Annotated in this window: 24 protein-coding genes and 1 pseudogene; 10 read left to right on the forward strand and 15 right to left on the reverse strand. The window is 58.4% G+C overall.

The window, feature by feature from the left end:
- The 7 genes and pseudogenes from ACROHD_RS13545 to ACROHD_RS13575 form a co-directional block, all read right to left on the reverse strand.
- Nucleotides 1-139, reverse strand: a pseudogene (locus tag ACROHD_RS13545) (IS3 family transposase); the annotation flags it as partial.
- A gap of 147 nt (nt 140-286) precedes the next feature.
- Nucleotides 287-1,291, reverse strand: a complete 1,005-nt coding sequence (locus ACROHD_RS13550) for an ABC transporter ATP-binding protein (protein WP_432678626.1) — start codon at nt 1,289-1,291, stop codon at nt 287-289.
- Complete coding sequence (locus tag ACROHD_RS13555; protein WP_432678630.1) at nt 1,288-2,322, reverse strand: Gfo/Idh/MocA family protein; 1,035 nt, start codon at nt 2,320-2,322, stop codon at nt 1,288-1,290. The genes ACROHD_RS13550 and ACROHD_RS13555 overlap by 4 nt, the downstream gene beginning before the upstream one ends.
- 142 nt (nt 2,323-2,464) lie before the next feature.
- A complete protein-coding gene (locus tag ACROHD_RS13560) occupies nt 2,465-3,304 on the reverse strand; it encodes a carbohydrate ABC transporter permease (protein ID WP_432678632.1) in 840 nt (279 codons plus the stop codon).
- Nucleotides 3,305-3,317: 13 nt separating this feature from the next.
- A complete protein-coding gene (locus ACROHD_RS13565) occupies nt 3,318-4,232 on the reverse strand; it encodes a carbohydrate ABC transporter permease (RefSeq protein WP_432678635.1) in 915 nt (304 codons plus the stop codon).
- A gap of 66 nt (nt 4,233-4,298) precedes the next feature.
- Complete coding sequence (locus ACROHD_RS13570; RefSeq protein ID WP_432678637.1) at nt 4,299-5,555, reverse strand: ABC transporter substrate-binding protein; 1,257 nt, start codon at nt 5,553-5,555, stop codon at nt 4,299-4,301.
- Nucleotides 5,556-5,594: 39 nt separating this feature from the next.
- Nucleotides 5,595-6,491: an N-acetylmuramic acid 6-phosphate etherase gene (locus ACROHD_RS13575; protein WP_432678639.1), complete on the reverse strand. Its 897-nt coding sequence runs from the start codon at nt 6,489-6,491 to the stop codon at nt 5,595-5,597.
- A 147-nt stretch (nt 6,492-6,638) separates the two neighbouring features.
- Between ACROHD_RS13575 and ACROHD_RS13580 the strand changes: the two genes are divergently transcribed.
- The 10 genes from ACROHD_RS13580 to ACROHD_RS13625 all read left to right on the forward strand — a co-directional run bounded on the left by ACROHD_RS13580 (nt 6,639) and on the right by ACROHD_RS13625 (nt 14,414).
- Nucleotides 6,639-7,520 (forward strand): glucosamine kinase nucleotide-binding domain-containing protein, encoded by an 882-nt coding sequence (locus tag ACROHD_RS13580; protein ID WP_432678641.1) that lies wholly within the window; start codon nt 6,639-6,641, stop codon nt 7,518-7,520.
- Nucleotides 7,517-8,272 carry a GntR family transcriptional regulator gene (locus ACROHD_RS13585; RefSeq protein WP_432678643.1) on the forward strand — a complete coding sequence of 252 codons (756 nt, stop codon included), beginning with the start codon at nt 7,517-7,519 and terminating at the stop codon, nt 8,270-8,272. Before ACROHD_RS13580 ends, ACROHD_RS13585 begins: the two co-directional genes overlap by 4 nt.
- 16 nt (nt 8,273-8,288) lie before the next feature.
- Complete coding sequence (locus ACROHD_RS13590) at nt 8,289-9,320, forward strand: SIS domain-containing protein (RefSeq protein ID WP_432678645.1); 1,032 nt, start codon at nt 8,289-8,291, stop codon at nt 9,318-9,320.
- Complete coding sequence (nagA, locus tag ACROHD_RS13595; RefSeq protein WP_432678648.1) at nt 9,317-10,483, forward strand: N-acetylglucosamine-6-phosphate deacetylase; 1,167 nt, start codon at nt 9,317-9,319, stop codon at nt 10,481-10,483. Before ACROHD_RS13590 ends, nagA begins: the two co-directional genes overlap by 4 nt.
- 135 nt (nt 10,484-10,618) lie before the next feature.
- Nucleotides 10,619-11,230 (forward strand): ribonuclease D, encoded by a 612-nt coding sequence (locus tag ACROHD_RS13600; RefSeq protein WP_432678650.1) that lies wholly within the window; start codon nt 10,619-10,621, stop codon nt 11,228-11,230.
- 10 nt (nt 11,231-11,240) lie between these two features.
- On the forward strand, nt 11,241-11,837 hold the full coding sequence (locus ACROHD_RS13605) for an LPS export ABC transporter periplasmic protein LptC (RefSeq protein WP_432678653.1): 597 nt from the start codon (nt 11,241-11,243) through the stop codon (nt 11,835-11,837).
- Nucleotides 11,838-11,847: 10 nt separating this feature from the next.
- Nucleotides 11,848-12,333: a lipopolysaccharide transport periplasmic protein LptA gene (gene lptA, locus ACROHD_RS13610; protein WP_432678654.1), complete on the forward strand. Its 486-nt coding sequence runs from the start codon at nt 11,848-11,850 to the stop codon at nt 12,331-12,333.
- A gap of 3 nt (nt 12,334-12,336) precedes the next feature.
- On the forward strand, nt 12,337-13,098 hold the full coding sequence (gene lptB, locus ACROHD_RS13615) for an LPS export ABC transporter ATP-binding protein (protein WP_432678656.1): 762 nt from the start codon (nt 12,337-12,339) through the stop codon (nt 13,096-13,098).
- A 232-nt stretch (nt 13,099-13,330) separates the two neighbouring features.
- Complete coding sequence (gene hpf / locus ACROHD_RS13620) at nt 13,331-13,897, forward strand: ribosome hibernation-promoting factor, HPF/YfiA family (RefSeq protein ID WP_432678657.1); 567 nt, start codon at nt 13,331-13,333, stop codon at nt 13,895-13,897.
- 52 nt (nt 13,898-13,949) lie between these two features.
- On the forward strand, nt 13,950-14,414 hold the full coding sequence (locus ACROHD_RS13625) for a PTS sugar transporter subunit IIA (RefSeq protein WP_432678659.1): 465 nt from the start codon (nt 13,950-13,952) through the stop codon (nt 14,412-14,414).
- Here ACROHD_RS13625 and ACROHD_RS13630 read toward each other — a convergent pair.
- The 8 genes from ACROHD_RS13630 to cysQ all read right to left on the reverse strand — a co-directional run bounded on the left by ACROHD_RS13630 (nt 14,411) and on the right by cysQ (nt 23,602).
- Nucleotides 14,411-15,841, reverse strand: a complete 1,431-nt coding sequence (locus ACROHD_RS13630) for a nodulation protein NodH (RefSeq protein WP_432678661.1) — start codon at nt 15,839-15,841, stop codon at nt 14,411-14,413. The genes ACROHD_RS13625 and ACROHD_RS13630 overlap by 4 nt on opposite strands.
- 3 nt (nt 15,842-15,844) lie before the next feature.
- Nucleotides 15,845-17,545 (reverse strand): DUF5927 domain-containing protein, encoded by a 1,701-nt coding sequence (locus ACROHD_RS13635; RefSeq protein WP_432678662.1) that lies wholly within the window; start codon nt 17,543-17,545, stop codon nt 15,845-15,847.
- Nucleotides 17,542-18,552: a glycosyltransferase family 2 protein gene (locus tag ACROHD_RS13640; RefSeq protein ID WP_432678663.1), complete on the reverse strand. Its 1,011-nt coding sequence runs from the start codon at nt 18,550-18,552 to the stop codon at nt 17,542-17,544. The genes ACROHD_RS13635 and ACROHD_RS13640 overlap by 4 nt, the downstream gene beginning before the upstream one ends.
- Nucleotides 18,549-19,436 carry a glycosyltransferase family 4 protein gene (locus tag ACROHD_RS13645; protein WP_432678664.1) on the reverse strand — a complete coding sequence of 296 codons (888 nt, stop codon included), beginning with the start codon at nt 19,434-19,436 and terminating at the stop codon, nt 18,549-18,551. The genes ACROHD_RS13640 and ACROHD_RS13645 overlap by 4 nt, the downstream gene beginning before the upstream one ends.
- A 342-nt stretch (nt 19,437-19,778) precedes the next feature.
- A complete protein-coding gene (gene galU, locus ACROHD_RS13650; RefSeq protein ID WP_432678665.1) occupies nt 19,779-20,672 on the reverse strand; it encodes a UTP--glucose-1-phosphate uridylyltransferase GalU in 894 nt (297 codons plus the stop codon).
- Nucleotides 20,673-20,756: 84 nt separating this feature from the next.
- Entirely contained in the window at nt 20,757-22,007 is a 1,251-nt protein-coding gene (locus tag ACROHD_RS13655) for a glycosyltransferase family 2 protein (RefSeq protein ID WP_432678666.1), read from the reverse strand.
- Nucleotides 22,004-22,804, reverse strand: a complete 801-nt coding sequence (locus ACROHD_RS13660; protein ID WP_432678667.1) for a 3-deoxy-manno-octulosonate cytidylyltransferase — start codon at nt 22,802-22,804, stop codon at nt 22,004-22,006. The genes ACROHD_RS13655 and ACROHD_RS13660 overlap by 4 nt, the downstream gene beginning before the upstream one ends.
- Nucleotides 22,805-23,602 (reverse strand): 3'(2'),5'-bisphosphate nucleotidase CysQ, encoded by a 798-nt coding sequence (gene cysQ, locus ACROHD_RS13665; protein WP_432678669.1) that lies wholly within the window; start codon nt 23,600-23,602, stop codon nt 22,805-22,807.
- Nucleotides 23,603-23,672 lie beyond the last annotated feature (70 nt).

Raw genomic sequence — 23,672 nt, forward strand, 5'->3', positions numbered from 1 at the left:
CGCCCCTGACGTGCTCCATGCCCTTTTCTTCGATGTAATCCGCCAGGTCGCCAGCAATGTAGGACGAGCCGTTATCGATGAGCAGTCTGGGCTTGGCGACCACGGTTGCGCTGTCGCAGCCGGAGGCGGCGAGCGCCAGAACGCACATTCTTCGTGCGACATGAGGCCATGTACCAAACGGGTCTCTATCGTAGAGGCCCGCCTGAATCATACCTGAAACCCGTCTTCCAGGCTGCCGCAAAAAGTCTGGAAACTCGAAAGTATACGTCGGATTTGAACACGATACTTACGTTTCGTAAATCCGCGAGCCATCCGATCCAAAGATGAAGGAATCACCGATGGCATAGTCCAACCCAATGTCCTGATCTGCCTTGATACTATGTTGCCCGAAAAGGCGCAGCGTCACGGAGTGTCCGCTTTCCGTCGTCGCCAGAACGTTGGTGTCGCCCCCAAGATTTTCGACATGGGTCACGGTTGCCCGCAATCGGCCCTGATCCGTGATACGCAGATATTCTGGGCGAATACCGATGGTCTGGCCCTGTTCACCACCCAAGGTCTCGGCGGGCAGGAAGTTCATCGCAGGTGATCCGATGAACCCAGCCACGAACTGATTTGCGGGGTTATTATACAGCTCCATCGGGCTGCCAACCTGCTCCACTCGACCATCCCGCAGCACAACGATCTTGTCTGCCAGTGTCATCGCTTCGATCTGATCATGTGTGACATAGATCATGGAGGCGGCAAGGGTCCGATGCAGTCTGGCGATTTCCACACGGGTGTTCATCCGCAAGGCCGCATCAAGGTTGGACAGCGGCTCATCAAAGAGGAACAGCTTGGGCTGCCGTACCACGGCCCTGCCGATGGCGACGCGCTGGCGCTGACCGCCTGACAGTTCCGAGGGGCGGCGGTCCAGATATTCACCTAGCGACAGCATTCGCGCCGCTTCGGCCACGCGCTCCTCAATCACCTGTTTCGGTTGGCCTTCCTGCTTCAGCCCAAGCGCCATGTTCCCGCGCACCGTCAGATGCGGATAGAGCGCGTAGCTTTGAAACACCATGGCGATGCCACGTTTGGCAGGGGGGACGGTGTTCACCTCTTCGCCCGCAATTTCGACAGTGCCCGAGGTCGCATCCTCCAACCCCGCTATAACGCGCAACAATGTTGACTTTCCGCAGCCGGATGGGCCGACGAAGACGACGAATTCACCGTCCTCGACCTCCAGGTCGATGTCTTTCAAAACATGGACAGAGCCGAAGGACTTGTTGACATTTTTCAGGCTGAGGGCGGTCATGATTTGCGTTCCTTCAGGTCGATCGGTTTGCCGGTGCGAATGCTTTCATCTGCGGCAAGGCAGATGGCCAGCGATTGCACGGCGTCTGTCATGTGTCGGGTCAGGTCGATATCCTCGGCAATGGCGCGTAGCATGTAAGCCTGTTCGGCGGCGCACAGATCGTCATGACCGGGCTCGCCCTCCATCTCGATCAGCGTGTCGCCAGTGGGTCGGTGGACCAAAATACCGCCGACCTTGGTATGGCCGTCCACGTCGTCGGAGGAACCCTTGTTGCCCTCGGTGATCGACACGGCACCATTGGGGCTGACGATGTCTTTCACGAAGAAGGCAGTTTCCGACATCATCGGGCCCCATCCGGCCTCATACCAACCGACAGAGCCATCTTCGAAAATCACCTGGAACTGGCCATAATTGTACATGTCCGGCGCTATCTCGTCCGACAGGCGCAGGCCCATGCCATGAACGCGCACTGGGGCCGCGTCGGTGATCTGGCACATCACATCAACGTAATGCACTCCACAATCCACGATGGGGCTGGTGGTCTGCATGAGGGCCTTGTGCACTTCCCATGTCTCGCCCGTTGATTGCTGGTTCAGGTTCAGCCGGAAGACATATGGCCCACCAAGACCACGCGCCTCGGCAATCAGCCGCATCCATGACGGATGATGGCGCAGGATATACCCCACAACCAGTTTCCGCCTCTTGGCCTTGGCCGTGTCAACGACGCGCTGCGCTTCACTTACGGTCATCGCCAGCGGCTTTTCCACGAACACATGCGCACCAGCCTGCAACGCAGCGACGGCATAGTCCGCATGAGTATCCGTGTAGGTGGCAATGACGGCCAGATCGGGAGTCACATCGGCCAAGGCTGCGTGGAAATCGGTGAACACGGGATATCCCTGCAATTCCGGATGATCCGTTTGGCCAGACCGGTTCACCAAACCCACGATTTGCGCGTCGGGGTGACGGTGATGGGCCAGGGCGTGGCTCAGCCCCATATTGCCGAGACCTGCAATCAGAACACGGGTCATTTTCCACCCCCTTGCGAAGTCGAGGTCGGGACGGGCTTTCGAAAGCCCGTTGCGAAGCCGCGTCGACGCGGCTTGAAAGCGGTTTCGAAACCGCTTGGCAAAAGCCCGTTCGAACGGGCTTGCGGGTGGTTTGCGAGAACGTTCATTTCACCGCCCCCGAGGTGATGCCGCGGATCAGCTGGCGCGAGAAGATGACGTAGAGCACCATGACCGGCAGGATCGCCATGCCAAGCGCCGAGAGAACCGCGTTCCAGTCGGTGACGAACTGTCCGATGAAGACCTGGCTGCCAAGGGTCAGGGTCTTGGTTTCCTCAGCCGGTGCAAGGATCAGCGGGAACCACAGGTCATTCCAGATTGGGATCATGTTGAACACTGCCACCGTCGCCATGGCGGGCCGAACCAGCGGCAGCACGAGGCGAAAGAAGATCGTGTACTCACTAAGCCCATCAATCCGGCCCGCATTCTTCAAGTCATCTGACACCTGCCGCATGAACTCGCTTAGGATGAAGACCGCCAGCGGCAGGCCTTGCGCGGTATAGACGAGGATCAGCGCCCAAAGGGTGTTCACCAGCCCGGTGTTGACCATCATTTCCAAGATCGCGACGGTGCCGATGCGGATCGGGATCATGATGCCAAGGGCCAGATACAACCCCATAAGGGTGTTGCCTTTGAACCGGTATTCACTGAGTGCAAAGGCCGCCATCGCACCAAAGAGCAGGATGAAGAACAGCGACGCCACGGTCACGATCATCGAGTTCTGGAAGTAGCCAAAGAAATCACCCTGGTTGAAGACGGTTTCATACCCGACGGTGGAAAAGCTGTCGGCATCGGGCAGCGCCAGCGGTTCGCGAAAGATGGCACGGCGGGTTTTAAAACTGTTGATCAGGATCACGAAGACCGGGAACAGCGCGATGACCGTGTAAAGGATCAGGATGCCATGCGCGGCGGCGATGTTGACGGGGTTTCTGCGGGCCTTGTTCATGCTCTCATCCCCCTCAGAACTGATACCGGCGCATCCGGGTCTGGATACCGAAGAGGTAAATGCAGACCCCGATCAGGATGATCGCGAACATGGCACTGGCAATGGCGGACCCCATATGCGGATCACCCAGTTGCAGCTGGAAGCCAAAGAAGGTGCGGTACATGAAGGTGCCCAGAATATCAGTTGAGAAATCCGGCCCCGCCAGCGCGCCTTGCGCAGCATAGATAAGGTCGAAGGCGTTGAAGTTGCCCACGAATGTCAGGATGGAGATAATCCCGATGGACGGCAGGATAAGCGGCAGTTTGATCTTCCAGAAGGCCGCAGCCCCGGTGATGCCGTCGCATTCGCCTGCCTCCAGAATCTCCTCCGGGATCGACAGCAATGCGGCATAGATCAGCATCATCGGGATGCCGACGAACTGCCAGACGGAGATCAGCGCCAGCGTGGTCAGCGCAGTGCTTTCCAGCCCCAGCCATGGCAGGAAGAAAGCGTCAAGACCGACCGCATCCATCATGCCGGGCGCAATGCCCCAGATGGGTGACAGGATCAGCTTCCACGCGAAACCAACGATCACGAAGCTCAGAATCGTGGGCACGAAAATGGCGGTGCGATAGAGCGCGGCAAAGCGCAGGCGCGGGTGGCTCAGGATCGCGGCCAGAAGAATGCCGATAGGGTTCTGAACCAGCATGTGAATGAGGAAAAACCAGAAGTTGTTGCCAAGCGCATTCCAGAAGGCATCGGACCACAGCGGATCCCCGAACAGGGTGCGGAAATTGTCCAACCCGACAAACACGCGTGTCCGGTCGACCTCGTCGAACAGGGCCAGCCTCAGAGTGTTGAAGAGTGGGATGATCATGATCGCCGTGTAGACCAGCACCGCAGGGGCGAGGAACACGAGGATATGCCATCTGATCGGGGGTTTGCGCATCACGGCCTCCGGTGACTTGAGGTCCGGGCAGCACGAGGCCGCCCGGATAATTTGCAGCAGGGGAGGTTACTGCTGCGGTTCGTACCAGCTGGCCAGACCAGCTTGCAGGCGGGCGCCGGCCTCTTCCGGGGTTTCAGCCCCGCGGATCACCTGGGCGGATGCGTTCCAGGTGTCGTTTTCAAGGTTTGGAGTTCCGCGCGACAGGATCTGGTAGGTGGAGCGAATGGTGGAGTTACATTCACCCCGCCAGGACACAAATTCCTGCGCCAGCGGGTCTTCCATTGCCACGTCGAAGTTCGACAGCGAGAAGAAACCAGGCAGGGCGTTGGCGTAGATCGTCGCGAACTCTTCCGAGCCGACCCATTCCAGGAAGGTGCGCGCTGCTTCGGCATTGGGCGATGCCGGGTTCAGACCGATGGCGATGTCGGTGTGATCCGAGATGTAGCATTCATCGCCCGCATTCGGCACCGGCGGCGGGAAGGCCCCCATGGCGAAGTCAGCCTGCGCGTTGAAGCCGGTGATTTCCCACGACCCGGCGGGATAGATCGCCGCGCGGCCAAGGGTGAACAGGTTCTGGCTGTCAGGATAGGTCTGTGCCTCGAACCCGCGGCCCAGATACTGGCCCCAACGGGCAAGCTGGCGATAGGGGGCAACCCATGCCTCGTCTGTCAGTGATTGTTCACCCGCGATCAGGGCAAGACGGCCTTCTTCACCGCGCCAATAGTTCGGGCCGATATTGTTATAGCCCATCGTGGCCGCTTCCCACTGGTCATTAACGCCCATGGCCATCGGGATGTATCCGCCATCTTCCTCAATCGCGTCGAGCACGGCGAAGAATTCGTCCACAGTGGTGGGTTCTTCCAGGCCAAGCTCAGCAAAGGCGTCTGCGTTGTAGATGAAGCCGTGGATCACGGAGGCCATCGGAACGCAGAACGTGGCAGAGCCGTCATCGGTCTGCCAGGCGGATTGCGCCACGGAGGAGAAGTTGGACATTGCGTCCAGATCGCTCAGATCGGCAAGGTGGCCGGCTTCATATAGTGCCAAAGACGCATCGAACGGACGGCAAGTGATCAGATCACCGGCAGAGCCTGCCTCCAGTTTGGAATTCAGCACCGCGTTGTATTCCGCCGGGGCAGACGGGGTGAATTCCACGTGGATGCCGGGATTATTGGCCTCAAACGCGGGGATGATCACATCCTGCCACAGCAGAAGGTCATCGTTGCGCCAGCTTTCGATGGTCAGGGTGACATCCTGGGCCGAGGCGACGGTTCCCGCCAGAATGGTTGTCGCCAGAAGGCCGGCGCCGAGTTTTTTCATGGACATTTTGTTTTCCTCTCTGTGGTCCTGGTAAAAGCCCGCTTCTCAGGCGTGGCTGTGCAAAGCCGCCATTGCGGCACGAAGTCGGCCGTCTGCTTTTGTCAGCAGATTTTCGGCCAAAGTCAGATTTGGGGCACCCATGGCCAGCAGAACGGCGGGCTTAACCCGGCCCTCTGCTTTTGCCAGGGCTTCGATCGCATCCGCGTGCGGCACCGAGGCGATATCGGCCACCATGCGGGCAGCGCGGTCTCGCAGCTTGTCGTTATCGGCATACAGATTGACCATCATTCCGTCATGCACATGGCCCAAGGCCACGCCCATGATCGTCGACATCATATTGAGCGCCGCCTTCTGCGCCGTACCGGCACCCATCCGTGTAGAGCCAGAAATGACCTCTGGCGGAGTCGGCAGGCAAATGGCCACATCTGCCAGCTCCAACAGCGGTGTGTCCGGGTTGTTCGCGATGCAGATCACATGGGCCCCACGGTCGCGCGCAATCGCGGCGATTGTCAGGGGATATGGGGTGCGGCCAGAGGCGCTGAGCAATATGACCGCGTCACCCTTACCGATGATGGCCGCCGCGTTTTGTGCCTCTTGCGCGTCATCCTCGGTATCGCCGGGCATTGCAGAGCTGGTAGGGATACCGCCAGCCATCAGGATGCGGGTTCGTTCCGGCGGCAACCCGAAGGTGCCGGCCAGTTCACAGGCATCCGCCATCGCCATAAGGCCGGAAGACCCGGCTGCGGCGTAGACAAGCTGCTGGCCTGCGCGCACGGTCTGGGCCATCAGCTGACCGCCGCGCGCGATCTCTGCGGTGGCGCCAGAAACCGCCCGCAGCGCATCAAGCTGACCAGACAGAAGAACGGCGCCGATCTCCTCAACCGGGCGCATATCCAGCCCACGGGCTGAAGTATGCAGGTCTTCTGTCTTGCGCTGAGGCATGTGATTCCCCTTTCTGACGATGAAAGATACCATTTACGTACCTTTTAGCCAAGAGGGAATATTTCAGTCCTTTTTTGGCACTGTTTGGTACCATATTTTGGATACCACCCCTAGAAATGCCTCAAAAGGTATTGTAATGGTTTCTCCATGGAACGAACCAAGTCAAACCTCGTGATCGGCGTTGATGGTGGTGGCAGCAACTGCCGCCTTGCCCTGGATACAGGCTCGCATGTGCATGAGGTCAAAGCCGGGTCAGCCAATGTTTCAACCGACCTCCACGGGGCTTTGGCCACCCTGCGCAACGGGCTTGAATCCCTTGCGGAATCTGCCGGGATGACCCTTGACGATCTGCGTATGGCGCGGACCTACCTCGGCCTTGCAGGTGTTGTCAGTCCGGCGATTGCCGAGACGGTGGTGAAAGCTCTGCCCTTGGACAATGCCGTGGTGGAGGATGACCGAATCGCTGCCGTTGTCGGAGCGCTCGGGCAGGACAGTGGTGCGGTCATCGGCATCGGCACCGGATCTTTCCTCGCGCGTCGATCTGCTGGCGGGATCGACCTGATCGGCGGTTGGGGGTTCGTTTTGGGTGACGAGGCATCGGGCGCCGACCTGGGCCGCAAGCTGCTTGCCCGCGCATTGCATACCGCCGATGGTCTGACCCCAGGTTCCGTGCTCACGTCCGAAGTCCTAGACGAGATGAACGGCCCCGCCGGGATCGTCGGCTTCGCTACGACAGCAAAGCCGGTGGACTTTGCCCGCTTCGCACCGCGCATTGTGGAAGCGGCCGGGAATGGGGATGCGATTGCCCACAAGCTGATGAGCGAAGGGGCCGCCTACATCCTGGCTGGTCTTGACCGGCTTGGCTGGCAGCGAGCGGAGAGGCTCTGCCTGATCGGCGGGCTGGCTCAGCAGTATCGCGCGTTTCTTCCTGCCCAAGTGTCCGAAGCGCTCACCGATCCTGATGATAGCGCATTGGGGGGGGCCTTGGCGCTGGCCCGGAAGATGCCAGAAACCGGAGGCGCGGCATGAAGATCACCGATTATCTCAAAGACGATGGCTGGCTCGATCAAGTTGCGGGTCCACGCTATGTGCAGCTGCGCAAGAGAATCGAGAGGGCGATGGAACCCGATGTTGGCATTCTGCCTCCGGGCGCATCCTTGCCTTCAGAAAGAGAGATTGCCTCGCTGACCGGGCTGTCTCGCGTCACCGTGCGCAATGCGATTCAGGCGCTGGTAGAGACCGGGACAGTTGTTCAGCGACAGGGATCCGGCACATTCGTTACCGAAAAGGCGCAGAGGGTCGAACAATCGCTATCCCACCTGACCTCGTTCTCCGAGGACATGGCCCGGCGCGGTATGCAGTCTACCTCTGTATGGCTGGAACGCAGTGTCTGCCTGCCATCACCCGAAGAAACCATCGCACTGGCACTATCGGCCAATGACTCCGTCTCGCGCATCTCACGTCTGCGCATGGCGGACGATCGGCCCATGGCCATCGAGCGTGCTGCGCTGCCCGTCGATATTCTACCCAATCCGATTGCCGTCTCATCCTCGCTCTATGATGTGTTGGAACGGGACGGGAACCGACCGGTGCGGGCCATCCAGAAGATTTCGGCCATCAATCTTTCCAAGGACGACGCAGACCTGCTTGGCGTTGCCGAAGGGGCTGCGGGACTGCGGATTGAGCGCGTGTCCTACCTACGCTCGGGCCGGGTCGCAGAATTCACAAAATCCATCTATCGCGGCGATGCCTACGATTTCGTAGCAGAGCTGCGCCTGTAGCAAAGGCAAACCGACCATGACCGATCATTCCACTCAGATGCGCAGGGAGATCCTTGAAATCCCACATGTGGTCGCCCGCCTGGTAGCCGAGAAGTCGGCCAGTATCGCTGCGATTGCTGAGGCCGCCCGCGCCGCCGATCCCCGGTTCGTGGTGACTGTGGCGCGTGGGTCATCAGACCATGTCTGTACCTTTCTGAAATATGCGATCGAGCTGGAACTTGGTCTGCCTGTCGCGTCCATAGGGCCGTCTGTTGCCTCGATATATGGGGCTGATCTGAAGCTTGCGGGCGGGCTGTGCCTATCGGTATCGCAGTCGGGCAAAAGCCCCGATATCGTCGCGATGGCCAAGGGGGCGGGCAAGGGTGGTGCTCTAACGGTTGCGATCACCAACGATCCCACCTCGCCCCTCGCACAGGCCTCGGCCCACACAATCGACATTTTCGCTGGCCCCGAACGCAGCGTCGCGGCGACCAAGACCTTCGTGACCTCTGCCGTCTCCGGCCTGTTGCTGCTGGCCCACTGGTCACGCAATGATGCGCTGCTTGCCGCCCTGACGGACCTGCCCTCCCATTTGGAGCACGCGGCAGAACTTGACTGGCCGGACCTGCGCCGCAGCATCGGGCAGAAAAGATCTCTCTTTACCCTCGGTCGCGGTCCGTCCTGGGCCATGTCCAACGAAGCGGCGCTCAAGTTCAAGGAAACCTGCCAGATTCATGCAGAAAGCTATTCTGCTGCAGAGGTGCTGCATGGCCCGGTTTCCATCGTCGAGGAAGGGTTCCCCGTGCTGTGCTTTGCCGTTGGTGATGCGGCGGAATCCTCTGTCGCAAGAGTTTCTGACGATCTGGCCGAAAAAGGCGCAAGCGTCTTCCTGACGTCCGATCTACCCTCTGGCGCAAAGCAATTGCCGCATGTGCGCACGGGCCACGCCCTGACAGATGCCATTGCCCTTATGGTGTCCTTCTACACGATGGTAGAGCGGGTCGCGGCAGATCGGGGTATCAACCCGGATACCCCGCGCCATCTGCGCAAAGTGACGGAAACCGTATGACAGAGAATCGCACAGCCTATTTATGCCCCCGTATATTCGATGGCTCGGCGTTCCACATGGAAGGCGCGCTGCTCGTTGACGGTGGTCGGGTTGTTGGAATTGTTCCCATCGGCGATCTGGACGACGCCATTCCGCGCCATGTCCTTACCGGCGGCATCCTCTCACCGGGCTTCGTGGACCTACAGGTAAATGGCGGTGGTGGGGTCATGCTGAATGACGACCAATCTGTTGACGCTCTGCGCCGTATCTCCAAAGCACATGCCACACTTGGGGCCACTTCCATTTTACCAACGCTGATCACGGACAGCCCCGAGAAAACCGTGGCTGCCATCGATGCAGTTGAAGCTGCCATCACGGCAGATATTCCCGGCATCATCGGACTACACCTGGAAGGCCCGCATCTGTCGGTGGCCCGAAAGGGTGCGCATGAGGCGCGGTTCATCCGGCCAATGACGGATCGAGACCTTGCCATTCTGACGGAGGCAGCGCGCCGGTTGCCGGTGCTGAAGATGACCGTCGCCGTCGAAAGCGTGACGCCCGCGCAGATCCGGCAACTGACGGATGCTGGGTTGATCATCTCGCTTGGGCATACCGAGGCAAGCGCCGCCCAGGCGAAAGAAGCAGCCGCCGCCGGGGCCACTTGTGTGACCCATCTGTTCAACGCGATGAGCCAGCTAGGCAACCGGGAACCGGGCCTGGTGGGCACGGCTCTATCTCAACCAAATCTGTCCGCAGGCTTGATCGCGGACGGCATTCACGTACATCCCGACAGCATCGGCATCGCGCTACGGTCCAAAACGGGACCAGGGTCGATATTTCTGGTCAGCGACGCAATGGCTGTTGCTGGATCGGATCTGCAGGAGTTCAGGCTTGGCACACGCCGCGTGCTGCGGACAGATGGCAGGCTGACACTGGAAGACGGCACTTTGGCGGGGGCCGATCTGGATCAGTTGACCGCTATACGCAATCTGATCCGATGGGGCTTTGCCGATCATGCAACTGCGCTGGCCATGGCAACCACTGCCCCCGCCGCTGTCATAGGTGAAACCGGTCGTCTGGGATGCCTTGGTCCTGGCACGTGGGCGGATTTCGTACATTTCGATCCAGGCGGCTCGGACCCGGCCTCCGTCTGGCTGAAAGGGACCCGATTGACTGGCGCATAGCCAGGTCGATGCCAATTGACCGGATGCAATTGGCAAGCCATCCCCAAGTTGCCTATCTTCGTGAAAAGTGACATGAACCCCGCCTACAGGACCATTGCACCTGCTGCCCGGCCTGCGATTGATCAGGGGAAGACGATGACGATCCATCTTTACAAGAACGATCTGCCCGACGGGCTGGAGCTTGGTCCTGTTGTGGCAATTGATTGCGAAACAATGGGTCTGAACCCGCATCGCGACCGGTTGTGCCTCGTGCAGATGTCGGGCGGGGACGGCCATGCACATTTGGTTCAGGTAGAAAAAGGGCAGACCCAAGCCCCAAACCTTGCGCGGATGCTGGAAGACCCTGATGTGCTGAAGCTGTTCCATTTCGGCCGCTTCGATATCGCCGCTATGTATCATGCTTTCGGTGCGCTGGCGGCGCCGGTCTTTTGCACCAAGATCGCCTCCAAGCTGGTGCGCACCTACACCGACCGGCACGGATTGCGGAACCTGTGTCAGGAGCTTCTGAATGTAGACATCTCCAAGATGCAGCAAAGCTCGGACTGGGGGGCATCGAAGCTGACCGATGCGCAGATGACCTATGCCGCGTCTGACGTGCTGTACCTTCACCGGCTGAAGGAGATCTTTGAAACCCGGTTGGAACGCGAAGACCGGACCGAGATTGCGCAGGCTTGTTTCGATTTCCTGCCCACCCGCGCCAAGCTGGACCTAGCGGGTTGGCCAGAAATCGACATCTTCTCGCACTGAGGGGACGGGAATGGCCGCACCCAACACCTATTCACGGGTCGTTTCCTGGGTGAAGGTGATCCTTCCGCTGGTGGCACTTGCGTTGCTGTCGACGCTGTTCATGTTTTCCCGAACACCGGACCCCAACCGCGCCATTCCTTTCGCGGATGTAGACGTCGAAGCATTGGCCCGCGAACAAAGCCTTGGCCATCCACGCTTTGCCGGCACCATGTCGGATGGGCGCGAAGTCATCTTTACGGCCGCACGCGTGGTGCCACGTCTATCCAATCCCAACATGTTGGATGCGGAAACGATTGAGGCCCGCATCGATCTGAACGCAGAGTCCATCTTGCTGATCGTGGCGGGAGAGGGTCTTTTTGACTTGCGCAACGAAGCCGCAGATTTGGGCGGGGAAGTGCAGTTGACCACCTCTACCGGGTTTCGGCTAAACACCGAGATCCTGCATTTTGACATGGGCACTTCCAGCGCCGATGCGCCCGGCGAGGTGGAGATAACAGGCCCCGGTCTGACCCTTTCAGCGGGATCCATGCGAATCAGCGTTGTTGATGGAAACGACGTTGTCCTTTTTAATGACGGGGTTCGGGTGCTATACGAGCCCGGAAGTTAACGGAGCTTTCATGCGCGCCTTTCTCATCGCCCTATGCCTGGCCAGCCTTTCCGCCCTGCCGATCTCGGCGCAAACCTCTATCGGGTTTGGCGGTGTTTCGCACGATTCCAACCAACCGATCGAGGTGACATCCGATAGCTTGCGGGTAGATCAAACCACTGGAAACGCGGTGTTCTCCGGGAATGTCGTGGTAATCCAGGGGGATCTGAGGATGGCCGCTGGCGAGGTTTCGGTGATCTACGGAACCTCGGACGCGCAACAAGTCCAAGAGGTGCTGGCCACAGGCGGAGTGCTAATTACCCGTGGTCAGGATGCTGCCGAAGGCGCACAGGCGGAATATTCGGTGGAAACCGGCCATGTGTTTCTGTCAGGCGATGTTCTGGTCACGCAAGGGCGCACAACGATCGCCGGAGACCGGCTGAATATCGATCTCAACACCGGAAACGGGACCGTTGAGGGTCGGGTGCGCACCATCCTGCAACCTGCGGGGCAGTAATCCATGGCGGACCGGCCCGATCTTGTGATGGAACAAGGCCAACAGGGCCTGCGCGTTACCAATCTGCGCAAAAGCTACAAGCGTCGCCCGGTGATCCGCGACGTGACGATGACGTTGGACCGGGGCGAGGTTGTGGCGTTGCTCGGACCCAACGGGTCGGGCAAGACCACCTGTTTCTATTCCATCGCAGGGCTTGTGGCACCCGAGGGCGGCAAGGTCATTCTGGATGGTCAGGACATCACCTACCTGCCGATGTATCGCCGCGCCAAGGCGGGCATTGGTTATCTGCCACAAGAAATGTCCATCTTTCGCGGCCTGACGGTCGAGGAAAACATCACAGCGATTCTCGAAGTGGTCGAAAAAGACCGCCATAAGCGCCATGAGCGGCTTGAAGAACTTCTGTCGGAATTTTCCATTACCCATCTGCGTGCAGCCCCGGCGCTGTCCCTTTCCGGGGGCGAACGTCGCCGGGCCGAGATCGCCCGCTGTCTCGCCTCGAACCCTCGCTATCTGTTGCTCGATGAGCCCTTCGCAGGTGTTGACCCAATCGCCGTTGCGGAAATTCGTGCACTGGTATCCGACCTTAAAAAACGGGGCATTGGCGTGCTGATCACGGATCACAACGTTCGCGAAACGCTGGAAATCGTGGACCGCGCCTACATCCTGCATGACGGCACGATGTTGATGAGTGGCACCGCCGAGGAAGTCGTAAGAGATGAAAACGTGCGGCGGGTCTATCTGGGCCACAGTTTCCGCATCAGTTGATCTTCGCTGCAATCCCGATCACAGCGAGTTGCCGTTGACAGACCGCCCCGATTCAGCGCCAAATAGGGGGGATGTACGAAAGCGTTTCCGATTTTGCACTGCACATCGCCGGACCCACCGGGCGGACGAATGCAAGCAAATATCAGGGGCGCTTTTTCGTTACATCGCTGCACTGACCAACGGCCGATCGGGGACCATCCCCGCGTCGGTCGTTCGCATTTATGGAGGTCCTATGCGCTACCAGATCAGCGGAAAACAAATCGATATCGGCGACGCTCTGCAAACCCATGTAAAGGATAGTCTTGGCGCCGTCGTGGAAAAATACGCTGAACGCCCGACGGATGCGAATATCGTATTCTCGCGCAGTGGCCATGAGCATGTCTGCGAAGCCACGATCCATCTGTCGACCGGTCTGACCGCATCGGCAAAGGCCGCAGACCATGAAATCTACGCATCTTTTGACCAATGCTGCGAGAAAATGGAAAAGCAGCTGCGCCGTTATAAACGCCGCCTGAAAGACCATCACATCAAGCGAGCAGAGCCCGTTGAAACTTTCGCAGGTTCCTCGTATATCCTCGCGGGCTCGGACCATGGGGATGAGGACGAACCGGATTCGCTGCAGCCGATGATCATCGCCGAGATGGAGACGAAAATTCCGTCCCTATCGGTTGGTGAAGCGGTGATGCAGATGGAAATCTCAGGCTCGCCTGTTCTTATTTTCCGCAACGAGGGACACGACGGGTTGAATGTGGTCTACCGCCGCGACGATGGGAATGTCGGCTGGATTGATCCCCGCTAACTGAAACAACCGGGACCGGGCAAATGCGCGGTCCCAACACCGGGACATTTTCATGGATCTTGCGTCACTATTGCGCCCACAGTCGGTTCGTATCATCGCCGATGTCAGCAGTAAGAAGAGACTGATTCAAAGTGTGGCGGATATCGCCGCGCCATTGACTGACCTTTCAGTAACCGATGTCACCTCGGCCCTGCTGGAACGCGAAAGCCTTGGACCGACTGGATTCGGCAAAGGCGTCGCCCTACCCCATGCGCGGCTTCCTGGCCTGACCGCCGTGGAAGGCGTGTTTATCAAGCTGGACCGCCCCGTTGATTTCGACGCCGTGGACCGACTGCCTGTTGACCTGATCTTTGCGCTTTTCGCACCCGAGGAATCCGGCACCGAGCACCTCAAGGCGCTCGCGCTGGTATCACGGACCCTTCGTGATCCGGCCCTGTGTGAAAAGCTGCGCTCCAATTCGGACCCGGCCACTCTGCACACGCTGCTCACGGAAACCCGTGCAACGCAGGCGGCTTAAGGTTCCCACGTCTGGAAGCCAAAATTCAGGAAATCCTTGCGATAGATGTCGAAGATCAATGAACTGATCTCGGCATCATAGATCTCTTCCAGCGGAAACGGCTCCTCTGGCAGGGCCATGTCGAAATCTGCGCCGTCGCGGCCCTGTGCAGCGGCCAGTTTTGGCAGCTCTTCGATCAGATCCTCTTCCCTCAGAATACGGTCAGGCAGGGTGAAATTCGCCATGCCCTGAAGCAACGCCGTCTGCGATGCGAAAATCTGTTCGACCTTCAGGCTGGTCTGGCCCGCCAGGTTGCCCTTTAGGAAATGAAGAAACGCAACAAACGCCTCTTTGTGCTGATCGGCATAGTAGCCGGGAATCAGACCGTCCTTGGGGATAGGTACGCCATAGCGGTTCTTCAGAACCCGTCGGATATTTGCATAAACGGGCCGATCGGCGGGCAGAATGCAGCTGTTGAACACGTGATAAGCGCGTTCCAGCGGGTGGCGCAAAACGGTGAAGCTGCGATGCCCCTCATGTTTGCGCATCCACTGGCGGATGTCTTTCTGCTTCAACCCGGTCAGCAGCTTGTCGGTCGCAAGACCTTCGAGTCCCGCCATCCAGTCTTTGATAGGCTCGACCGCTGCGCCACGGATCGGCATGAACATCAGGCCGGTTTCCGGCATCAAAACAAACCCGGGCACAGCCGCATGGCGCAAAGGCTCAAAGTTCGGGGTTCTTGTCAGATCGAACCGGTCCAGCTTGGCCAATGACCTGACCATATGATCGTAGTTTTCAACTTTCTGACTCAGATCGCTTGGGTTTTGCTTTTTCAGCTTGGAGTTTGTTGCCTCCAACGTGTGACCCGACCCAAGGAACCGCGCCAGGCCGTTCACAATCTCCACATCGTTGATGTCCTCATAGCGGATGTAGAACGCTGCCTGTCCCGTGCTCTGCATTCCCCGCTGCAACAGGATCTGAAACGCCTGAAGATCATCAAGCATCGTCTCGAACTCCCACAGGCGGAACTCTACCTTGGCGCTTTTCTGATGCTTCATATCCGTCAGCCGCCATTGCCCGGTTTCGGTAGCAATCCGGCGGCTGACATAGCTTTCCAGCGGATTGCGGGTCAGGATCACCTTGGCAATGCGAGGATCAGGCAGAATCCGGTCCAGGACACGCGGGTCGTGATCGTGGAAAAACCGAAACCCAGGCAACGCATCGCCCGCATTTTCGACAATTGCATCCAGCAGATCGAGCGGCCTTTTCTCGCGCCGGTCCATATCGATGCCGTGCATCTCGAACGTGTTGTGATGGCCAATGAAGGTAGGATTATAGACCTCTCCCAGACAGTTCAGGTCCGGCAGGTCGTTCAGCGTCGCCTCCAGATAGTTCGAGCCTGTGCGCATTTCGGCGAAGATCACGAAGGCGTCGAAGCGGTCTGACATGGGTTACCTGACAAGATAGGGTCGGGGGCCGCCCGACTTGGATTGCGTTCCAGTCTGATTGACCGGGAAATCGCCGATAATATGAGGGTTCATCCCCTGGTTCTTCAGGTTCTGAAGGAACTGGCCAAAGCCGGTCAGATCAACCATGCGCGGCGCTTCGGATATGCGCGCGCCCGAGGAAGGGCCGCCGATCGCATCGAGGATCGCCTGAAGATTTTCCATCGGCTCCTCAACAAACTCCGCCAGCGACCAGATCCTCACTTCGGCACGCGTCTGAACCCGGCGCAGTATGTTGACGAAATCGATCTCTTCCTTTTGAAGCAGGGCCGCGGTTTTGCGGATTGTCAGAAAATCGAGGTTCGACCGGAACAACGGCACCGCCCATGCCCCGGTGATGACGGAGATCTGTGCATTCCCATCAGAAGCAAGGAAAGACCCGATCCGCTGCTTGTCACGCGGGCTGAACTGAAACACCTGACGTTCACCGCGCGTGTTCCAGATCAGGCTGGTGAGGAAATGTTCCGGGTCATAGTCGCGCAATGCCGCTGCTGATGACAGACAACCAGCATAGACATCCGCATCGCCCGAAAACCGCACGCGGGCTGGATCGAACAGGTTGCCATGCACCCGGGTTCCAAGCCGTCGCGCCAGCCAAGGCTCAAAATTCTCGAAGAGATCGTTAAAGCCCTGAAAGACCGAATAGGGCGCGCTGGTCTTACCGTTTTCCCAGTCGGGGTTGGGAAAGCGACTGTGCATATACATGCCAGCCCGACCCCTCGTCCGCCGCTCCAGCGCCTTGGCAAAGACCCGGTCAATCTTGCCCGGTGCCGGTTCGGCCATGACCGTCCCGCGGTCCTGATCGGCAAGGAAGGTTTCATATAGCCGCTCGGCCTTGTGCCAAATCTTGCGCGCCACAAAGCAATCCGATCGGCGCAGCAAATGCAGATGGTCGTCATAGAAGACATGCGGTTTGCCCTGAAAGTCGAATTTCGACAGGGTCAGCGACCGGCTTTCGATATGGGTCGAATACTTGCGAACCAGTGTCTGATAATAGCTTTCGTCAGGGATCCAGACCAGTTTGAAAAACCGGTCATAGGCGTTGCGCGACGGGTCTTGCAGAATTGCAGACAGGGTCTGCCGTGTCAGACACCACCACTGGCTGCCAAGATGCGCCACGAGGTCATCCGGCATGGTCCGCATGAAGCCAACCTTGCGTTGCAGTTCGACATAGCCGTCAAACAGCCTGCGGTGACGTTTCCAAGAGAACGGAAAGCGCAGTTGAAACCGCTCCGCATGAAGGCCATCGACCGTCCAATCGACATCCTCGGTCGTTACGCTTTCGATGAAGTCCGTTCGCGGTCGGGCGGCAAGATAGGCCTTCAATTCCTCAACCGGGCGCAGGGGCAGGCACGATCCGCTCGCCAGAAAAACGTGTCTGACACTGGGGAATTCGGCCAACATCATCTCTGACGCGGTCTGTGATGCCGCGACGAGCGACCACGTCCCCCATTCGCATTTATGCCGCCCGCTGAACTTTACGTTCGGCAAGTCTGACAGATCGGATTTCAGACCCGAAAACGCCTCTTTCGACACGCGCTGATCGACATGGATCACCACCGGGCAATCCCGTTCCGCCCAGTGCCGCGCCACCTGTGCCGCGCGGTGTAGAGCCGTGTGGCAGAGCATGACGAACCCAACACTCATGCCCAGTTCCCCTTGGACATCAGGCCGAGGATTTCCAGCTGCCGCCAATTGATAAAGCGTTCAGACCACTTACACCACAGGTTCGGGTCTTCCTCCAAACCAGCAGCATATGCCTTGTATTCGTGACTGTTGGCATAGTGCTGTTTGCGTTCCAGTTCTTCGCGCGCCTTTTGGCTGAAGGTGTCCAGGAACTTGGCATGCATCAGAACGCCCGAAGCCTTTTCGCCCCCCCATTCGTCAAACACCAGGTTCAACCCGCGCGGCAACAACATGTGGGTAGAGCTGGCGAAGGCATAGTTCTTGTCCCATTTCACCAGCGGTATCTTGTTCAGTGCCGGGGCGCGTTCGGGATTATCCGGAAAGAACAGGCGCGCCCGTGGGCCGCCCTGAATCCACAGATTGCCGAAATCCCAGTTCCGCTTGATCATGTAGTTGCCGCTGTCGAACCAACAGGCGATATCAAACGGGTTCTGCCCCTCGCTATAGGGTTGGGTCGTGATCGGGCCCTTTGGATACATATCCAGCAGCATGGCGCCGAAAGACTTGATCGAACTGCTTTCCAGCCAATCGGTTAATGCCGGGATCGGGCGCGTATCGCAGAACGGGTAAACGAGGAATTCATCCGGATCGACCACAACGCACCAGTGACCATGCCCATACTCCCGCAGCAGCGCATTCAGCCAATCCATTCCGAAACGGGATCGCTTATAGCTCGCGGGTGTGGTCCAGACCGAACAGTCACCCTGCCCGGCAAGATATTCGCGCGTGCCATCGGTGCTGTCATTGTCCACGAAAATGAAATGCGACACGCCGCGGTCACGGTAGTAGCGCAGGAAGTACGGCAGGCGGATCCGTTCATTGCGCAGAGTGACGAAACACAGGATGTCCTTTGGGCGGATCTGTTCGGTTCGGTCGGCAACAAGAAGCAGGTCCCGCGCCTTTCGCCAGGCACGGATCAAGAACCGCTTACGTTCCAGGCGCAGTTTGTAGCGCCGAACCACTTTCATCCCAAGTCCCCTGCCCGGCCCCCGATCAGAGCCGCCGATACCGTTTCGAAATGTGCCTGCCACGTCGGAAGCTTGACCGCTGGCAGCACATCGTCCGCCAGTCTATCCGCCGATCGTTTCTTAATCGTTTCCACCCAAGAATACGCATCTCGGGGATCAAGGTAAACGGCGCATTCGTTAATGGTTTCACGCAAGACGGGTAGGTCAGAGCAGATCGGCAACACCCCAAGCCGTGCGGCCTCTAGTGGAGGATAACCGAACCCTTCGGCCAGGGATGGGAAAAGCAGCCCATGCGCGCCTTCCAAAAGGGTCCGCATCTGGCCATCCGTTAGGTTGTTATGTTCGAAAATGGCATTGTTTCTAAGAGGGTGGGTATCGAGTTGATGAAAGAATGCATCGGTCACCCACCCCCGTTGACCGATGATATGAAGGTTCGGGCGATTGGTTTCTGGCAGCATTGACCAGACATCGAGCAGCAGCTGATGGTTCTTGCGCGGCTCTATTGTGCCGACACAGACAAATCTCGGTGTATCAGTATCTAATTCAAGGAAAACAGGCTCTTTCTCCGGCAGATCTGCCAACCCTAGATGCGCAGTAACATAGGTTATGTCTGTCCCCAAATGGCGCGCCAGGCATTGCTTTGTGTCTTCTGAATTGCAGATGATCAGGTTCGCATGGTCCCTGCTGGCCTCTAACATCTTCCCGAAATGATCCGGGATCTCGGGGCGAGAATACTCCGGAAAATCCACCGGAATCGCATCATGCAGCAGAACGGCAACCCGCACATCTGGGTTTGCTCTAAACGCCCTCAGGCAATCTTTGGTCAGGTTGCTGTGGCCCGTGTTCAGATAGATCGTGTCCTTGCGCAAGTGCTGGGACAGCATCCGAAACAGGTTGGCATGAAGACAGCGAGCAACGGCATGGCGGCGCAACAATGCCTCTGCCCGGTGGCGCGGCACGTCGGCTTTACCAGTCAAGCGAGACAGAAAATCGGGGGCAGGCCAGTCCGCGTCGCCATCCAATGCGGCCAGGAACGCGCGGGCACCTTCTGCGCCGAGCAAGATGTAACCACGCGAGCTGCGCACAAGAAACCTGGGGTCGGAGTCCACCTCCAGAACCCAGGTTGCATAAGCCCGTTCCACCCGATCCACACCAGTCAAAGGTCCACGCCCGACGCGGGACAATAGCCGCGTCAGGTCAAGGCACAGGGCGGGCTCGGGCATCCGTTATTGGGCGGCGTTCTTGGTGGCCGTCATTTGGTCAAGGAACTGGGAAAACTCGCCCCGCAGGTCTTCACGCGCAAGACCAAAGGCAACCGTGGCATGAAGGAAACCGGCCTTGGACCCACAGTCATAGCGCTGACCACGGAAGCGGAAGCCATAGACGTTGTCCGAGGTTGCGATTTCTTCAGCAATGGCGTCGGTCAGCTGAATCTCACCGCCCGCGCCAGACTTCGCACGGTTCAGGTTGCGCATGATATCTGGGGTCAGGATATAACGGCCAATGACCGCCAGGTTGGACGGCGCCTCATTGACTGCGGGCTTTTCAACCATGCCCTTGACCGACACGACAGATCCCATGTCTTCGCGAACATCCAGCACCCCGTAGGACGAGGCCATCTCAGGCGGAACTTCCATCGCGGCAACCATGTTGCCACCGGTTTCAGCATGGGCCTCGATCATCTGTTGCAGACAGGGTTTTTCTGCTGCGATCACGTCATCGGGCAGGATAACCGCGAAGGGTTCATTCCCCAGCAAACGCCGTGCACACCAGACGGCGTGTCCAAGTCCAAGGGCCTTGTTCTGGCGGATATATGCGATCTGGCCGGAATCCATGTTGGTGGATTTCAGATTCTGCAAAAGTTCGGTCTTGCCCTTCTTTCGCAGCGTATTCTCCAGCTCTGGCGCGATATCGAAATAGTCTTCCAGCGCGCTCTTACCGCGTGCGGTGACGAAGATGAATTCCTTGATCCCCGCTGCGCGTGCCTCGTCGATCGCGTACTGAATCAACGGACGATCGACGAGTGTCATGATCTCCTTAGGAATGGACTTTGTCGCGGGCAAAAAACGTGTCCCAAGTCCTGCAACGGGAAAAATCGCTTTGGTAACTTTTTTCATCATCGTCTCCAACGGGGTGGAACGTTCGGTTTGTCTGCTCCACCCTTCAATATCGGTGAAACACGGCAAACTTAGCTCCTAAGATCGCTAACATTGTGACACTTTGCCCGTATTGCATTCAGGTGGGCCGGAAATCCAGCGAATTTTTTTCTGACGCTGAATCTCAGAGCCAACTCGCCTATCGAATGACCATACTGTGAAAAGCCGCTGATTTCTTAACGATTTTCCGAACAATCCGCCGCTTTGGATCCAGTAGCCCTCAGAACAGAAGCTTACTTTGTGTGCGCGGATCGTGTGGTCAAAGACCATCAGCGTGACAGACTTGCCTGCACGCGCAAGGAAATGCGCCTTTTGCATCAGTCGTGTGCGAGAAAACCAGCGCCCGGCAAGCAGTGCTGATCCCGGTGCAGATGTGGTCAGCAGAGGGCGAAATTCCGCGCCGGGCGTGCGAGACAGAGGCGTTGGGGTGGTCAGGGTCTGACCGGCAACCAACCCAGCCTCGAATCCTTCAAGCAGTTTTGCGCCGTCATTGCGGCTCAATCGCCCTGCCTTCACCAACCGCTCTATCCTGTCGGTCTGCTCTGCTCTTATCTGTTCAACGCCGGCCTGTAGCTCTTGGTTTGACGCGTGTTTCCGCAAGTACCGCATGCTGCTTTGACCGATCTGAAACAGGCTGAGCGGAACACGATCGTCGGTGCGTCTTTCGCTGGCTGCAAACCCGTGATGCACGGTTGCAAGCGGCGCGTGAACCACCCGATGATCTGCCAACATTAGCCTATAGGCCAAATCCGTTTCATCGAGATAAAATCCGAATCCGTCGTCAAACCCGCCAAGCTGCTGGACCACGTCCCGACGCATGGCCATGTTTGTCCCTTCCAGCTTTAGTGCCATCCCCTTCGGCAATGCACCAGAAGGGGCTGAATGCGCTCTTCCCAGACTGTCAACAACGCGGTTTGCCCATTGCACACTAATCCCGTTTCGACCCAGAACCGTCCCCGTAGACGCGGCAATTTCAGTGTCTAACAAAGGGGAAACGAGATGATTTAGCCATGTCGGTTCAGGCACGGCGTCATCGTCGATAAAAGCAGCGATCTGACCGGAGGACATGGCAAGGCCCAGGTTCCGAGCGGCAGAGATATTGGGGCTGTCTTGAACGGCTGTCTTGATGTGGGTCGAAAAGGGAAGATCCGAAATCGCAGCAAGGCCAGGCCCGTCGGCCACGACCACCAGTTCAAACGGGCGATAGAAAAGCTGTCCGATTCCAATCAGTGCGCGGCGCAGCAGGGCGGGACGCCCGTAGCTGACAACGATCACGCTGACGGAGGGCTGATCTGTCAAGGCGCCCCCATCTCAGCCAGCATTGTTTCAATCCGCGGCACGTCTTCTGGGTTGTTCAACTCCCAGAATTTGCGGCCGCGTGCCTCGACCTCAACACACAGAACATTGTGCCCGTTCTCAAGGAAGCGAAGCTGTTCCAACCCCTCCAACGTTTCCAGCGCCCCGACAGGCCAGGTTGGATAGGCTGACAGGGCTTCGGGCCGGTAGGCATAGACACCAACATGGTGAAACACCGGCGTCGGTTCGTCACGCTGATAGATGCGACCGGTATAGGGGATCACCTCTTTCGAGAAATAAAGCGCATGGTTATCCCGGTTGAAAACTGCCGTTGTGCCACCCACGCGGCCCGCATGTCGATCCGCCATCAGCGCCGAATGGGTTTCTCCGTCGCAACACAGCACCGGCGTCGCCAACGCCGCATCCGGCGCGGCCTTAAGCCCGTTGATCAACTCTTCAAGGAACCACGCCGGGGTCAGCGGCGCGTCACCCTGAAGATTCACAACCATATCTACATCATCCCCGAGAAGGCCCAGCGCCTCGGCACAGCGTTCGGTCCCGTTGCGGCAGGTGTCAGAGGTCATCAGAACCTCTGCCCCGAAAGCCTCTGCCGCCTCTCGAATGCGGTCATCATCCGTCGCGACATAGACTGCGTCCAAGCCCTCAACCTCCTGCGCGGCAAGCCAGCTGCGTTCTATCAGGCTGCGGGAAATACCGGTGGCGCCTTTCAGCTCGGCAAGCGGCTTGCCGGGATAACGGGTCGAAGCGTACCGCGCGGGGATGATGCAGACATTGGTCATTCAGCCAGCCTTTAGATCGACGCCTGGGGCATGGGCGATAAAGAAAGGGTTCTCATATTCTGGTTTACCATAGGTGAACGGGGTGTGGTCATCGAACCGGATCACCTGCCCTCCGGCGCCGCGCAGAACCGCATCCCCCGCGGCGGTGTCCCATTCCATCGTACGGCCAAGTCGGGGGTAAAGATCGGCCTCACCCGTGGCCACCAGACAGAACTTGAGCGACGAGCCCGCACTCTTCATGTCTTCGACACTGTACTTGCCGATATACGCATCGGTCGCGGCATCCCGGTGCGACTTGCTTGCGACCACCAAAAGAGCCGAATTGTCCGGTTTAGAGACTGAAATTGGGGTCACGGTACCCTTTGTATCAGTGTCGAACGGGCCGGTTTCCTCCACCGAGCGGCCATCGGCTTCGGTATAGAACAACCGCCCCTTGGCAGGGGCATATACGACACCACGGATCGGCACGCCGTCCTGGACAAGGGCGATGTTGACAGTGAAGTCACCACGCCGCTTGACGAATTCCTTGGTGCCATCCAGCGGGTCGACGATGATGAAATTGTTGGCGGATTGTGCGTGGCTGGCAGCCTGTTCCTCAGTCACCAAAACCATGTCCGGAAACGCCGACCGAATCCCTGCCGAGATCAGCGCATCGGCTGCTTCATCCGCCTCGGTGACAGGGCTGTCGTCCGACTTTGCCTTCACCTCGAAATCATCGGAGTTGTAGATCTCCATGATCCGTTTACCCGCTTGCAGGGCCAGAGTACGAAAGACACGTTCGATACTGGGGAAATCCATCCCGTTCCTCCTTGGGAGTTTCATTGAAAAAACCACTTTTTGCCGTTATCGTCACCTAACAAGAATTGAG

This window comes from Nioella aestuarii, from assembly GCF_050896395.1.
Taxonomy (GTDB): Bacteria; Pseudomonadota; Alphaproteobacteria; order Rhodobacterales; family Rhodobacteraceae; genus Nioella; species Nioella aestuarii.